General features: G+C 34.8%; 17 protein-coding genes. 9 read left to right on the top strand and 8 right to left on the bottom strand.

What is annotated here, in order from left to right:
- Nucleotides 1-95 precede the first annotated feature (95 nt).
- The 3 genes from bioC to bioF are packed head-to-tail and all read right to left on the bottom strand — an operon-like array spanning nt 96 to nt 2,834.
- Nucleotides 96-920, bottom strand: a complete 825-nt coding sequence (gene bioC / locus MMB68_RS23120; RefSeq protein WP_221786265.1) for a malonyl-ACP O-methyltransferase BioC — start codon at nt 918-920, stop codon at nt 96-98.
- On the bottom strand, nt 913-1,659 hold the full coding sequence (locus MMB68_RS23125) for an alpha/beta fold hydrolase (protein WP_277549363.1): 747 nt from the start codon (nt 1,657-1,659) through the stop codon (nt 913-915). The genes bioC and MMB68_RS23125 overlap by 8 nt, the downstream gene beginning before the upstream one ends.
- Complete coding sequence (gene bioF / locus MMB68_RS23130) at nt 1,656-2,834, bottom strand: 8-amino-7-oxononanoate synthase (protein ID WP_481861946.1); 1,179 nt, start codon at nt 2,832-2,834, stop codon at nt 1,656-1,658. The genes MMB68_RS23125 and bioF overlap by 4 nt, the downstream gene beginning before the upstream one ends.
- Before the next feature lie 855 nt (nt 2,835-3,689).
- Here bioF and MMB68_RS23135 point away from each other — a divergent pair.
- Together MMB68_RS23135 and MMB68_RS23140 are read left to right on the top strand one after the other, a co-directional pair.
- Nucleotides 3,690-4,610, top strand: a complete 921-nt coding sequence (locus MMB68_RS23135) for a CPBP family intramembrane glutamic endopeptidase (protein WP_277549365.1) — start codon at nt 3,690-3,692, stop codon at nt 4,608-4,610.
- Nucleotides 4,611-4,653: 43 nt separating this feature from the next.
- Nucleotides 4,654-4,800: a hypothetical protein gene (locus MMB68_RS23140; RefSeq protein WP_016766343.1), complete on the top strand. Its 147-nt coding sequence runs from the start codon at nt 4,654-4,656 to the stop codon at nt 4,798-4,800.
- A gap of 53 nt (nt 4,801-4,853) precedes the next feature.
- Here MMB68_RS23140 and MMB68_RS23145 read toward each other — a convergent pair whose 3' ends face one another.
- Complete coding sequence (locus tag MMB68_RS23145) at nt 4,854-5,567, bottom strand: hypothetical protein (RefSeq protein WP_269871435.1); 714 nt, start codon at nt 5,565-5,567, stop codon at nt 4,854-4,856.
- Between the two features lie 226 nt (nt 5,568-5,793).
- Here MMB68_RS23145 and MMB68_RS23150 point away from each other — a divergent pair, with 226 nt between their 5' ends.
- The 3 genes from MMB68_RS23150 (at nt 5,794) to MMB68_RS23160 (ending at nt 7,241) form a co-directional block, all read left to right on the top strand.
- Complete coding sequence (locus MMB68_RS23150; protein ID WP_277549366.1) at nt 5,794-6,396, top strand: type 1 glutamine amidotransferase family protein; 603 nt, start codon at nt 5,794-5,796, stop codon at nt 6,394-6,396.
- A 96-nt stretch (nt 6,397-6,492) separates the two neighbouring features.
- Nucleotides 6,493-6,876, top strand: coding sequence for a hypothetical protein (locus tag MMB68_RS23155; RefSeq protein WP_277549367.1), 384 nt, complete (start codon nt 6,493-6,495; stop codon nt 6,874-6,876).
- A 197-nt stretch (nt 6,877-7,073) separates the two neighbouring features.
- Nucleotides 7,074-7,241 carry a hypothetical protein gene (locus tag MMB68_RS23160; RefSeq protein ID WP_221786259.1) on the top strand — a complete coding sequence of 56 codons (168 nt, stop codon included), beginning with the start codon at nt 7,074-7,076 and terminating at the stop codon, nt 7,239-7,241.
- Between the two features lie 398 nt (nt 7,242-7,639).
- Here the strand turns inward: MMB68_RS23160 and MMB68_RS23165 are convergent, their stop codons facing one another.
- Nucleotides 7,640-7,831: a hypothetical protein gene (locus MMB68_RS23165; RefSeq protein ID WP_277549368.1), complete on the bottom strand. Its 192-nt coding sequence runs from the start codon at nt 7,829-7,831 to the stop codon at nt 7,640-7,642.
- A 272-nt stretch (nt 7,832-8,103) separates the two neighbouring features.
- Here MMB68_RS23165 and MMB68_RS23170 point away from each other — a divergent pair, with 272 nt between their 5' ends.
- The 4 genes from MMB68_RS23170 to MMB68_RS23185 all read left to right on the top strand — a co-directional run bounded on the left by MMB68_RS23170 (nt 8,104) and on the right by MMB68_RS23185 (nt 10,883).
- Entirely contained in the window at nt 8,104-8,436 is a 333-nt protein-coding gene (locus MMB68_RS23170) for a hypothetical protein (protein ID WP_277447335.1), read from the top strand.
- A gap of 75 nt (nt 8,437-8,511) precedes the next feature.
- The gene (locus MMB68_RS23175; protein ID WP_277549369.1) at nt 8,512-8,856 is read left to right on the top strand and encodes a hypothetical protein; all 345 of its coding nucleotides are present in this window, start codon (nt 8,512-8,514) and stop codon (nt 8,854-8,856) included.
- A gap of 234 nt (nt 8,857-9,090) precedes the next feature.
- Nucleotides 9,091-9,600, top strand: a complete 510-nt coding sequence (locus tag MMB68_RS23180) for a GNAT family N-acetyltransferase (protein WP_277549370.1) — start codon at nt 9,091-9,093, stop codon at nt 9,598-9,600.
- An 80-nt stretch (nt 9,601-9,680) separates the two neighbouring features.
- Nucleotides 9,681-10,883 (top strand): iron-containing alcohol dehydrogenase, encoded by a 1,203-nt coding sequence (locus MMB68_RS23185; RefSeq protein ID WP_277447338.1) that lies wholly within the window; start codon nt 9,681-9,683, stop codon nt 10,881-10,883.
- A gap of 79 nt (nt 10,884-10,962) precedes the next feature.
- Here MMB68_RS23185 and MMB68_RS23190 read toward each other — a convergent pair whose 3' ends face one another.
- From MMB68_RS23190 to MMB68_RS23200, 3 genes are all read right to left on the bottom strand, one after another.
- Nucleotides 10,963-11,556: a hypothetical protein gene (locus MMB68_RS23190; RefSeq protein WP_277549371.1), complete on the bottom strand. Its 594-nt coding sequence runs from the start codon at nt 11,554-11,556 to the stop codon at nt 10,963-10,965.
- A 99-nt stretch (nt 11,557-11,655) separates the two neighbouring features.
- On the bottom strand, nt 11,656-12,087 hold the full coding sequence (locus MMB68_RS23195) for a hypothetical protein (protein ID WP_277447339.1): 432 nt from the start codon (nt 12,085-12,087) through the stop codon (nt 11,656-11,658).
- Nucleotides 12,088-12,200: 113 nt separating this feature from the next.
- Nucleotides 12,201-12,617 carry a hypothetical protein gene (locus tag MMB68_RS23200; RefSeq protein WP_277549372.1) on the bottom strand — a complete coding sequence of 139 codons (417 nt, stop codon included), beginning with the start codon at nt 12,615-12,617 and terminating at the stop codon, nt 12,201-12,203.
- Nucleotides 12,618-12,865: the final 248 nt, after the last annotated feature.

Consider the following 12,865-nt stretch of genomic DNA (forward strand, 5'->3'; position numbering starts at 1 on the left):
AATTGATTATTTAAGGGTACTTTTCTAAATAGAAGAGTACCCTTTTTTACTGGGGGCAATCCATCACTTCTAGAGAGTAGCCAGGGCAGGATTAGCTATTGGATCGTTTTTGTAACATTAAATATTAAGCAATGATAGGTTACTTTTATTCCGTTCTCATTACGATAATCATTTTCATATAGGTTGATTAATTCACGAAAAAACGAAGGACGTTGACAGTAGTTTTCCTCGTTACTGTTACTTGCTCCAATCTTTTTTATTGATGTAAAAAATGCCTGAACCGTCGGAAAGTATTGAACCTCTAGTTTCTCCATTTTTGATAGTTTAAATGGATGTTCTCTCAACGGAACTAATGCTTGTTCACAAACTTGAGACAACTCTTCAAGAGAAAAAAACGATTGGCCAGGTGAACTATTACTGAAAAGACCGAGCTTTTGTTTCGCATGGCTGTAGCATGAATGAAGCTCTTGAAATGTACGACTACCAAAGGTCGAAAATAGCAGGCTGCCTGTAGGCTTAAGTTGTTTATACAATTTTTTTATTGTCGTATGAAGACTATTAAACCACTGAAATGTTGCATTCGAAATAATAAGGTCATAATGTCTTTCTATACTTAGTTCCTCGATATCTCCGCATATGAAAGAAACTCGATCTTCCATTACTTTTTTCTTTGCTAACTCAATCATTCCTGATGACAAATCAACTGCTGTAATAGCAGCCTTAGGAAATTTTTCGCACAATAATTGTGTTAAATAACCCGTGCCGCAGCCAATTTCAAGAATAGCTATTTTCTGGTTAAAGAAAGTGGTGGAAAGCTGATCTATTAACTGGTTTGCCATGCTTTTTTGTACATCGGCATAAGCATCATAAGTTTTAGCATGATTATTGAATCTTTTCTTTAAAAGTTGCTTATTAATCATAAATGAGCTCCTTTTCGAGAAATTTTTCTATAAGTTGCGTACAGTGCTGAGGCTTCGTAAAAAAAGGAATGTGACCAGCTTTTTCTAGAATGCACAGCTGCGCTTTTCCACCAATTCTTTCAGCTATGAAAGAAGAAGACTCAGGTAAACATATTTGATCATCTCTTCCATGGATCAACAAACAAGGAGTTTGAATTTGATTGAGTTGCATTCTAACATCTTTTTGAAGTAAATAATCCAGCCCTGTAAGGAGGGAGTGCGTACTATCTCCTTGATAATCACGCTGAACAACTTCCATAAATTGATGATGAAATTCTTCTTCTTTTTCAGATTTAGTGAACATAGCGTTATAAAATGCAGTAAGTGTTTTTTCCTTATTGCGCTGTAGCTGTTTTTTCATACGTTCAACGATGCGCTGCTCCCATCCAAATGTATTATGCACGTCGTTTGTAAAGCGACTAGTTCCGCCAATTAATATGAGTCCTTCTATCTTGTTAGGGTATAAACTTGCAAGTTCAAGCGTTATAAGGGAACCTAATGACCAGCCCATTAAATAAACAGTACCTTGAGTAGAAGTAAGCAATTGGATTGCTCGTTCTTTAAAGTCACTTAGTTCTTTTACACCTCTCCAGTCTATACACAAAACGTTACATATAGTAGATAATGATTTTATGATTGGGTGAAACGCTGCTTTTTCCATTCCCCATCCCGGAAATATTAGGATAGTGGATTGTTTCATTGGATCACACTCATTTCTTTTCCAATTAGAGAAACTTTTCTTATGGCCCACTCTAAATCTTCGCGAGTATGGTCTGCTGTTACAGTAAAACGAATTCTTGCTTTATTTTCAGGAACAGTAGGGGGTCTAACTGCAATAGCAGCAATTCCTTCTTTCTGTAAACGCTCTGCAAACTGCATTGTTCTTTTGTTTTCTCCCGTCAAAATTGGAATGATTTGAGATTGACTTTTGCACGTGTTGAATCCTTCGTATGTAAGTGCTTTTCTAAAAAATAGTGCATGTTGTTGAAGAAGTGCGCGACGCTCTGTGTCTTGTTGCACCTTTTCAATCGCAGCCGTTATTGCACCGAGTATAGCAGGGGGAAGAGCAGTTGAATAAATGAATCCTCGCATTCTATTTTTCAAATAATCTATGAGCCACTGTTTTCCAGTAACATAAGCTCCAAATGAGCCCAGCGCTTTACTAAACGTTCCCATTTGAATATCAATTTTATCTTGCAGATCAAGAAAATGCGCATATCCTTCACCATTTTTTCCGTATACACCGCTTGCGTGAGCCTCATCAACCATTAATAGTGCGTTATACTGCTCTTTTAATTTAACAAGTTCCTTGAGCTTGGCAAAGTCACCATCCATGCTGAAAACAGTATCTGTTACAATTAACTTCCGTGACTCTAAGGGAACTTTTTTTAATAAATTTTCTAGGTGGTTCATATCGTTATGGCGATAGCGCTGCAGTTTTGCACGGCTCAGTAGGGCTCCATCAATGATACTTGCATGATTTAACTTATCGCTGAAGATGAAGGCATTACGCGGAACCAAGGCTGAGATGATTCCTAGGTTTGCATTATAACCACTATTGATAATAAGTCCTGCCTCAGCTTTCTTCCAATTAACAAGTGCTCTTTCTGCTGTCTCATAAAGAGAGTGATTTCCTACTATTAAGCGTGAAGCTGTTGCTCCTACTCCATACGTCATCACAGCATCACTCATTGTTTTCTTCAGCCCCTTATCTCCTGCGTAGCCTAAATAGTTATTAGAGGCAAGGTTTAACATTTTACGTCCATTGACTGTAAGCCATGGTTCTTCAGCAAATTCTGTCGTAACAAGGTGCCGTTTTTGAAAAATTTCATCTAAATAGGCAAGTTCTCTTTTAATATCTTCTTCCCAATACAATACACTCTCACCACCGACGATAAAATAAGTTAACTTTATTTTTAAAAAAGTTAACATATATATATCTAATCACTCCTTTAGAAGAGTGTCAAGATGAAAGAGGTTATAAAAACTCTTAAATAAAAGAAGCAAACTCCTAATGGTAGGGAGTTTGCTTTTTTTGTTCTTTAAATATTCCTGTTTAATAACAAACGTCTTTTCCAACATGTTTTTGATTTATTTACACGCATCATATTAATCTAGCAATTTTATTAGTCTTACTGAACACTTCATATTGATTATCCTCTTTTTCTTAGTTATAATGTAATTGTTACATTTGTAATAATAATGTAATATATTTGTAACTTATATACATTTTGCGATGTTGGATAGAATGGTAGCTAATTTTAAAAAATGAAAAGCTGTTTATAGATAAGCCCTTAGCGGTTGTGGTAGCATCCGTGAGGGGAAAACTTTGGATAAAAAGGTGAGGACGATGTTGAAAAAAATATTTATTTTAGTTGTTCTAGGATATATATTCTTGAGTAGCAAGTATTTTCTTCAAAATTATGTGTATGCGGGCACATATGAGCAGGATATAAAGGTTAACGATGACTTGGTGTCGAGTCTTCTTTTAGAAGAAGCTGTTTTTTAACGGCTTTTAAGACGCTAAATTTTATATAAAGAGGTAATGGGTAGAGTTGTGATTTCTTCATATTGTCAGTCTATTTCCTTATCTTCAAAGGTAAAAAGCAGGCGGTAGTTAACATAATTGCAGGACTTCCGGTCCTAATAGATTTTTACACTGCCTAGACAACAACGAAGTAGAGAAGAACGATGTAATTGAGAAGAGAAGGCTGAGGGAGTAAGAATAAAATGAAAAACTATTTAAATGTGGAAGAAGGAAAAAATAGCTGGAAGCGTTATGTAAGTACAACAATCCTTGCTTCTGTGTTTATGCTGTTAGGATCAGTTATTTATATTATTGCTGAAATGATAATGGTTGCAGCTGATGAAAGTGGAAAATCATATGTTGATTTTGATAGCGGAGTAGCTGTAGGAATCAATGCTAATCTTGATTTTCTGTTGTCTCATATTATGTACATATGCTGGATTTTCGGTTTATGGATCGGGATTCGTTTTATTCACAAACGAAAAATGAAATCATTAATCACTGCTAACAAACGTGTGAATTGGAAGAAAGTAATATGGTCTTTTGGAGCTTTTAGCCTGTTACTAATCGTTTCACAATTAATTGATGTCGTGTTTAACCACTCGGATTATTCATGGAATCATGTAAGTTTAAAAGAGTATAGCCTGTTAGTACTGATTACGCTTTTGTTAGTACCTATTCAAACAACAACAGAGGAGCTGTTTTTTAGAGGGCTTCTTCTTCAATGGGTGAGTAAGAAAGTGAAGCGTCCAATTTTACTTGCGATTATTGTCGGACTAATGTTCTCTATAGGACATTTTGCTAATCCTGAAATGAATAAATCCATTATATTGGTGGGACTAGATTATATTGTAGCTGGTTTTGCTCTTACATATATCGCGATTAAAACAAAAAGCTTAGAAATTACCATTGGCGCACACGCAGCCAACAACATGTTTCTCGCTCTGTTCCTTACAACGGACGATTCTGTTTTCGGATCTATACCGAGTTTGTTTAAGGTAGCTAACACTGAGCCAGGAGCTAATCTTATTTGGTCGATTGTTATGTTTAGTGTTTTCTATATCTTATGTAGAGGGAAGATAAAAAAGGAAGAAGCAGCTGACAAAGATCAGCTTATTGCTTAAATTGCCAGAACCAATAACTAAACAGGATAGGAGATGTAATAGAGTGAGTGGAAATCACGATGAAAATAAACCATTGACTCGTGCAGAAATGAAGCGAGGCCACTTAGCTACTCAACATCGCATTTTGAATGTACTTATCGTTCTTGCATCGATTGCTGCAGTATATCTAGTGATAAAAACCATATTTTAAAAGAGCAACCTTTAAGGCTGCTCTTTTTGTTTTGTGAAAACACGCGCACGCAGCTACCAATTGAAAAAAGCTTTTAACGAAATCATTGTAGCCGCATAGATAAGAGATGAGATTAAAAAGGTAGGCAAATGCGCATGTTTTTCATAAGGAAGTTCTTTACTGATCACGTTAAATAACATTGCACCTGAACTAAAAGCAATCATCGACTCGATAAGCAAGCCGGATGAGGGACCGAAGACGCCCAGAATGGATCCAAGAAAAGTTGCTCCGGCCAGCATATAGCGACCTCTAGTTTTGTGTAAGCGATTATGTTTTTTTCCTAGATGGTAAGACCACCCGATAAAATGAAGGCTGATAGCCAGTCCGTAAAATACTGATTCAACTCGCTTAACATCGGTTGAAAATACGACATAAGAAATGATAAAAGAATAAACCATAAAAAAACTAGCCTGTACCATGTACACGGTCAGTTCCGTTAGGTGAGTGGCTGCTTTTGTCTGAGCAAATGAATACACCGAAAAATAGACGAGTAAGCCGAGAAGACCAAGAAAATATAGTTCAGTATCAAGGGCTAGCGACCCTCCAAACTCTTCTTGTTTCTTATGAAGCGTCGGTAAGATATAAATAAATACGTAGGCAATAGCTACACCGCCTGATAATGAGAGCAGCTTTTGCTCCCCGATTGGAGAACGTTCGACAATTGTTAATGCGTATAATTGAATGAGGATAAAAACAATACCTATTATGATTGATTCAATTGTAACCATGTTGGTCTCCTTTTAAGGTTCACTTTTAGGGTTTAATTCCCTTTAATAGAAGAAGAGAAACCATGATTTAGATGGAAACATTGCTCAATTATAGGTAGATATTCTTAAACGTAATAGTTTGATATTGGTGTTATTTTACACTATATATATAAAGTGGTAAATTAAGATAGGTGATTGATCATGTACTTAGTTATATTTCTAATGAAGAATTAGGGGTGGCGTATGTATGAAAAAAGTGATGGTCTTTATTACAGATGGTTTTGCTGATTGGGAAGCCAGTTATGTGACAGCTGAGTTAAATAAACAGGGAACAGGATTTCAAGTTCAGACAATGGCAATCGACAAACACCCTAAAACTTCAATGGGAGGATTGACCGTTCTTCCAGATTACAGCCTAAAAGACTTTCCTTTTAAACTGGACTTTGCGATGTTAATTATGCCTGGGGGAACGGGACGGAGAGAAGAGAAAAATCATCAGGTAAAGAAACTGGTGAGCTTTTGTTTTGAACATAACATTCCGGTTGCAGCGATTTGTGATGCAACGACCTTTTTAGGGAACTATGGGTTTCTTGATCAGAATAAACATACAGGTAATTCATTACCTTATTTGAAAGAAGGAGCACCTAATTATCGAGGGGATGAAAATTATATAGAAAAACAATCTGTTAGTGATGGGTGTCTAATTACAGCTAATGGAAGCGGTGCATTAGAATTTTCGAAGGACATTGTAAATAAATTAAATGTTTTAAAGAGTAAAGAACTAGAAGAATGGTACGCTTTATTTAAAAATGGTTTTATTCCAATAACAGGAGAACATATTGAAAAATAACTCACTTTAAATTACTTAAAAAAAGGCCAGATAGTAATAAAAATTTACCCAATAGGATAATATGGCTGCTTTTTTACCGTGTAGGAGGATTCAAAATTGAAAAGAAATTTGTTGTTTTTAGGATTCATGTCTATTCTTTTATTAGTATTGAGTAGCTGTGGGAGTAAGGAAGAAAGCGTGCGTTTTGAAGGGGAAGGGGATCAGTGGAAAGCTTTGTATCTTTTAAATAAAGGAGAGAATACTGAAAACGGACAAGGCAGTATTATCTATAAAGGAAAAGACAAAGAGAAAGTAGGAAAAGTTTCTTATGTCGTGGAAGGGGAAACAAGCAAATTATCAGGTACGGATGACGAGACGGGAGGAAAAATTAATTTAAATGGGAGCTGCAGCGGATGTGCGACTCAAAGCAGCAGCGCTCCTTTTCATATAACAATAAAATGGAATGGTAAAGAAGATAAATTTGATTTAAAAGCAAAGTAGAACGATAAAACGTTGTATGTATATGAAACTACAAATCTGACCACATTAATAACGTATTTTTCCTATTCTAATAAAGTTAAAAATCCTTTGCCTACATCAGAGAAGGATTTTTTTGAAAAAATCTTGCTTTTATTGGTTGTTAATCTAAGTAAAGGGGAATTACATATATTAAGAGCACACAAAGGGGATAAATATTAGTGACAAATTATAGGTACTATACGGGAACTCTGTTTGTCAGGGAATTAGAACGTTTAAAAGAAGAATATATTCAACTTGATCTCGACGATGTGAAAAGAATGGTTGAAGAAGATATTTTACTGTTAGAAAAAGCGATGAATATGTTGTCTACGAATACAGTTTATTAAATTAAGCAACTTACTTAAGATGCAGTAAAGCATTATCTAACGACTGCTGTTCATTCAATTTTAAAAAAAGCTACCTCTTTTGATTGTGAAGAGGTGGTCGTTTTCAATTTCCAGACTGGATAGGGCATGCTAAATAAAAAAAATGTTTGAAAGCATTTTATAATATTTTCTAGTTTCTAAGAAATATTGCCCAAACAAAAAAGGACATTTCTTCTATGTCCTGTTCCCTCGTATCAGCCCCGCCTACGCTAAATACTATGACAGCCACTCATGCCATCCAACCTATACTTAGTATAAACGAAAGCGTTTACAAAGTAAAGATAATGATGAAATATTCTGTCTATTTTTATATGAAACTTATCTATTTCGAATAATATCAAATATAATAGATGAAATTTTTAATGTCTAGAGATTAACTCACTCATTAATCTGTTTAAAGCAATGTGTAATATATCATGTTCTGTGTACTCTTGTTCAAAGGCTAGACTTCTTTTTTCTTTTTTCCTCAACAACTTTTTAATTTCATCACATAAATAAATTTGAGAATCCAAAAGTTTTATTTCTTTTCTATCCTTTATTTGTTTAGACATGAAATCAACTCCTTTATGATTCTTTAAGGAACTATTCTATTTTAAAAAGTAAAAATCCTTCTTCTATTACATCGGAATAACGTAATAGGGTTTATCAGAAGGAACAACCTTAGATTAGAGAAAAATTGATCCTGTTTTTTGAGAAACAATGTGTCAACAACGCTACAAAAGGATTCTTTTTCTATTTAAATATTTCTTAAGGTGCAAATCCTTAAAAACAACTTCCTTTAATTATAATTAATGGTAAAATAATCAATAAAAAGGAGGCTGAAATGTATTCACCACAGGAAGCCTTATTGACTAGTTCTCTTTATTTTGTATTTATTATTCTATCTTTTATAATTAGTTTCTTTGCTGGAAGGATACTTATTATAAAATCTCATAGATCAGTAGGGGAAGTTCAGGCAATTTCTCTTTTTATTCATTTCGTTTTGTTTGGAATGGATTTTAGATATTGGTGGTGGGGACACTCTATGTCTATTCTTAACGTCTTTGAGTTTTTAGCGACTACGTTTATAAGCGTTCTTATCTTTATAATTAGCGAATGTATTCTTTATTCCTGGTTGAAAAAGCTATATAAGACTAATGTACAAAAAGGTGCTTAAATCTAAAACAACAGGAATCTTAATGCAATAAGATCCATCTCATTGTAAAAATGTCATTGAAAGAAGGGCAATAAGTTGAAAAAAGCCGTGACGATCACTGTTACTGGAATTTTACTAATGGGAGCGGTAATTTTCTATTTTGTTACATTCTTTGCCTATATCCCATCTGATAAATTTTTCGGTTTCCCTGTCCCTAAAAATGCAAAGTTAGTAAAAGGAAAAGAACGTGTAAACATGTATGATTGGTCTAAAGCTTCTGAAGAAAACGGCATCCCGCCAGGATATAAATTAGTGATTAAATCAAAAGGATGGAAGGAAAGGGACCGAGAAGGAGCCTCTACTTATTATGAAAAAGGAAATAAGATAATTGATTTAATATCTCAAACCGATGAATTAACCCTAATTAAAGACAAAGATTAACTATACGTAAAATGTAAGAAAGGGTTTTTTTATTGATTCCAGAATTACATACAAAAGTGTTCTATTTAAACAGATTAATGGCTTGATTCAATTATGCACCTACTTATTTTAATTTGGCTGTTGTATATCGTAAGTAGAAATACACATTTACCTTTGTCAGCAACATTTATGGAATCAAGTATGGAATGAATTGTAATTTGTGGTTAACTCTTTTTAAAAGGAGAAGATAAATCAATGAGTACAAAAAGAATACATCTTACGCCATTTGAAACTACTCACATTCAATACTTACATAAATGGTTAAATGATGAACGGGCAATACGAATGATAGGCAGAACACCTTTAACTTATGAAGAGGTAGTACAAGAAGTAGAAAAGAAAAGAATGAACAACGATTTAATTTTAGGAATTGAAAACGATAAAAAAGAATTAGTTGGATGGGTATTTCTGAAGGATATAGACCATGGACATGGAAGAGCTAGTATAGGAATTCTCCTATCTTCAGAATCTAGAGGTCACGGATATGGTCGAATGGCTATGGAGCAAATGATTGATCTAGGGTTTAAACAGCTTCGTCTAAATAAAATCTATTTAACCACAAGAGGAATAAACGAACAGGCCATTGCATTGTATAAAAAAATTGGTTTTGTTACCGAAGGAAAATTAAGAAACCATGCCTATGTGGATGGGAAGTACGTAGATACATATTTTATGGGGATATTAGCTTCAGAATGGAACAAGTAAGCTTACCGGCCATGATGAAATTTTAAAAAATAGTGCTTCTTAAGGTATGTATTTGATTTTAGACAACGGGAGGGGTATAAATGAAATCTTATAACTATTTTTGTTCTACTCGAATTGAGGTAGGAATGGGGAAAGCTAGAGAATTACCAGAAATGCTGACATCTTTAAATATCGGTTCATCAATTTTAGTCGTGAGTGACCCTGGTGTGGTTCGTGCGGGATTAGTTTCACCAATTGTAACTGCCTTGGAGGCTTCTGGTTACCGAGTGCTGGTATTTGATTCAATTGAACAAAACCCTCGAGATACGAACTGCTTGGAAGGTGCTAAGTTATTCCGTGACTTTAGTGCGGAGGCAGTTGTGGCCATTGGTGGCGGGAGTGCGATGGATACAGGAAAAGCTATTGCGCTGTGCGGTCCAAACGGCGGAGAACCATCTGACTATGCAGACGGCCGACTTCTGTATTCAAACATCGCACCAGTGGTTTGTATTCCAACTACTTCAGGTACAGGATCAGAGGTTACTCGTTCTGCTGTTATTACCGAGGCATCTACACATCGAAAAATGACGCTCAAACATAGTACATTAAGACCTGTCTTGGCGATTCTTGATCCTGAACTAACATTAAGTCTTCCGCCTTCTGTTACGGCTGCGACTGGCATTGATGCCCTCGTTCATGCGATTGAAGGTTATACGTGTAAAGTAACAAATCCTATATCACAAGCGCTTGGGGCTCAAGCAATGAGAACGATTGTTTCGGCATTACCTATCGTTTTCCGCGATGGTAAAAATGAAGCGGCTCGTCAAGATATGCTGGAAGGAAGTCTCTTAGCTGGCTTGTGTTTCGGATCTGCAGATGTTGCTTCGGTACACTGCTTAGCAGAAGCGCTTGGAGGGCTTTATGATACCCCGCATGGAGTTGCTAACGCAGTATTTTTACCATATGTATTAAAATTTAATTCTATGGAGAATAAGCAGCTGCATGCTAAATTAGCAAGGTATATGAGTTTTGCCAAAGATTCAGATTCAGATGAAATAGCTGTTGAAAAATTAATTCAAGGAATTATAGAATTAACAGAATCATTAAATATTCCTAAATTAAAAGAGCTAGAGGGTGTAAAGAAAGAAGACTTTCCGGGCATTGTAAAGTTGGCTATGCAAAACAACTCAACGCCAAGTAACGTCCGCTTAATTACCGAGGCTGATTATATGCAAATTCTTGAACAAGCTTACTTTGACCGTGTAGATAAAAAACGGTATTCTGAAGTAGAGAGCTTGAATTAAAGAATGAAAATTAAAAACCGGCCCCAATTGTCAGACAGTGTCTAACGATTTGGGGCCAGTTTTTAAGCAGTATCTATTTTTAATAAGAAGATACATAATACCAGTTCTTATGTACTTTTTCTATCTGTTTAAAATCTCCGTCAAAATCGCTTTTTGAAGGTTTATGATCATTTGGGTCATAAACAAATCCTGAGAAATTGTCTAGCATCCCGCGGTACGTAAAGAAAAGAATTGATGTCGACTTTCCTTTTATTTCTACTTCAATGTCGCCTCCGCCTTTAGACAATTGAGTATACTCTTTTGGCAATTGAATAAGAGATGGACTATCGGGTACGTTAGGTTTAATCACGCCATTTTTTATTTTAGCCGCAACTTCTTCTCTTTTATTCTGGTGGATTTTAAAGTTCAAATCCAAGTTGACTTGAGTAAAGGGAAAGAAGAACCATAATGCGATAGTGATGAGCTGAATAACAAACGGCTGCCACTTTCTATTTTTAAAAAGGTGAATCAATGCCCATACAGTTATGATGATAAAAAAGGCATAGACAAATAACCAAACAGGTAACATTAAAAATTCCGTTATCATATCCACCAGATCCCACTGGAACAATGATACTAGAATAACTAGCAAACTACTCATTAACGATAAAAGCAACAAACGACTACGTTTCACACATTTTCCTCTTTCTGAAATTATTCTTTTTTATAATATATATGAAAATCCTTCTGTATCATAATGTACGTTTGCGTTAGAAGCAAAAGCAAACCTTAATTAAATTTTCTTTCTGTTAAAAACCTTATTTATAAGTAGCAAAGTATGATAAAAAGTATTAGCTGCAAGAATACCTAGAGCAAAAAAATAAAATAACAATTGATAATCTAACTGAATTCCTTCAAACAGAAAGTAAAATGCTAAACCAGGAACTATTCCTGCTAACGAGTACATTAATAGCTTAGAAAAGTACATTTTTCTTGTCTGCATGTTATGTGCTAGCATATCAATTAGATAGGAACAAATAATTCCAACAACTATATAAACGGGTAAAGTATACATGAATGTAAATACGAATGTATCTGTAAAGCTGAAGTAATAAATATTAGGTTCTTTTTCACTTTCAGGTGTTAAGCTGATTATCCCGTAGACAGCACTAAAAATAGCAGTAGATAAAAGGGATGTAACAACTAGTTTTATAAAGCGACTCAAGGCAGTTCTCCTTTAATAGTATATTCAGTTGAGTTTTTTATTTTTCGGGTCTTCTTGTTTCCTTAAATTGAACTATGTTATCAGCGACTAATCTCTTGGGTAAATACATGTCTCTAAAAAGGATTATATGATCGTTCTAATGGAAAGGTTTCTTTATGAGTCCCTTTAGAATCCTTCCATTCTATTTGAACTTTATAAGTCTCATTCCTTTGTGGACGGTCACCTAAAGACATGAAGTCAAAGGGTTGCTGAAAAATCATATCGTTATGAGGAGAATAGTCCACCTTTTTACCGTTCTCTATAATACTAAACCTATGTAATGTAATAGCATCTTCAGATAAGCACTTTAGAGTTCCTTCCCAATATGTATCAGAACGTGTATATTCGGCTTTCCATACTTTACTTGGTGATTGACCAGTAAGGTGTGGTTGACTACTGAAAAAATAGTAAAGATACATTCCAGCAAAGATAATTAAAACGGTGATAATAGTCCGGCGGTATGGGTGTAACTTGCCTATCAAACAGGTCATACATACAATTCTCCTTTAACTAATAAACTGTACTGCGAACAGCAATAGGGTCAAAATTTTATTTTTCAAAAAGAAGTCACAAATAATAATATAGCACTACAAAAAAAGAAAATATACGAAAATTAGTAGATGTATAGTAACGTATGGTTTTAAGTTAAGTAAGCGATCCTAGTTAACGTATTAGGAATTCCTTTGAAATTGAAAGTTGTAAATACATTTATTTCTTCTTATGGTAAAATCAAAGAGAT

Origin of the sequence: Priestia sp. Y58 (assembly GCF_029522095.1) — a bacterium.
Lineage (GTDB): Bacteria > Bacillota > Bacilli > Bacillales > Bacillaceae_H > Priestia > Priestia megaterium_E.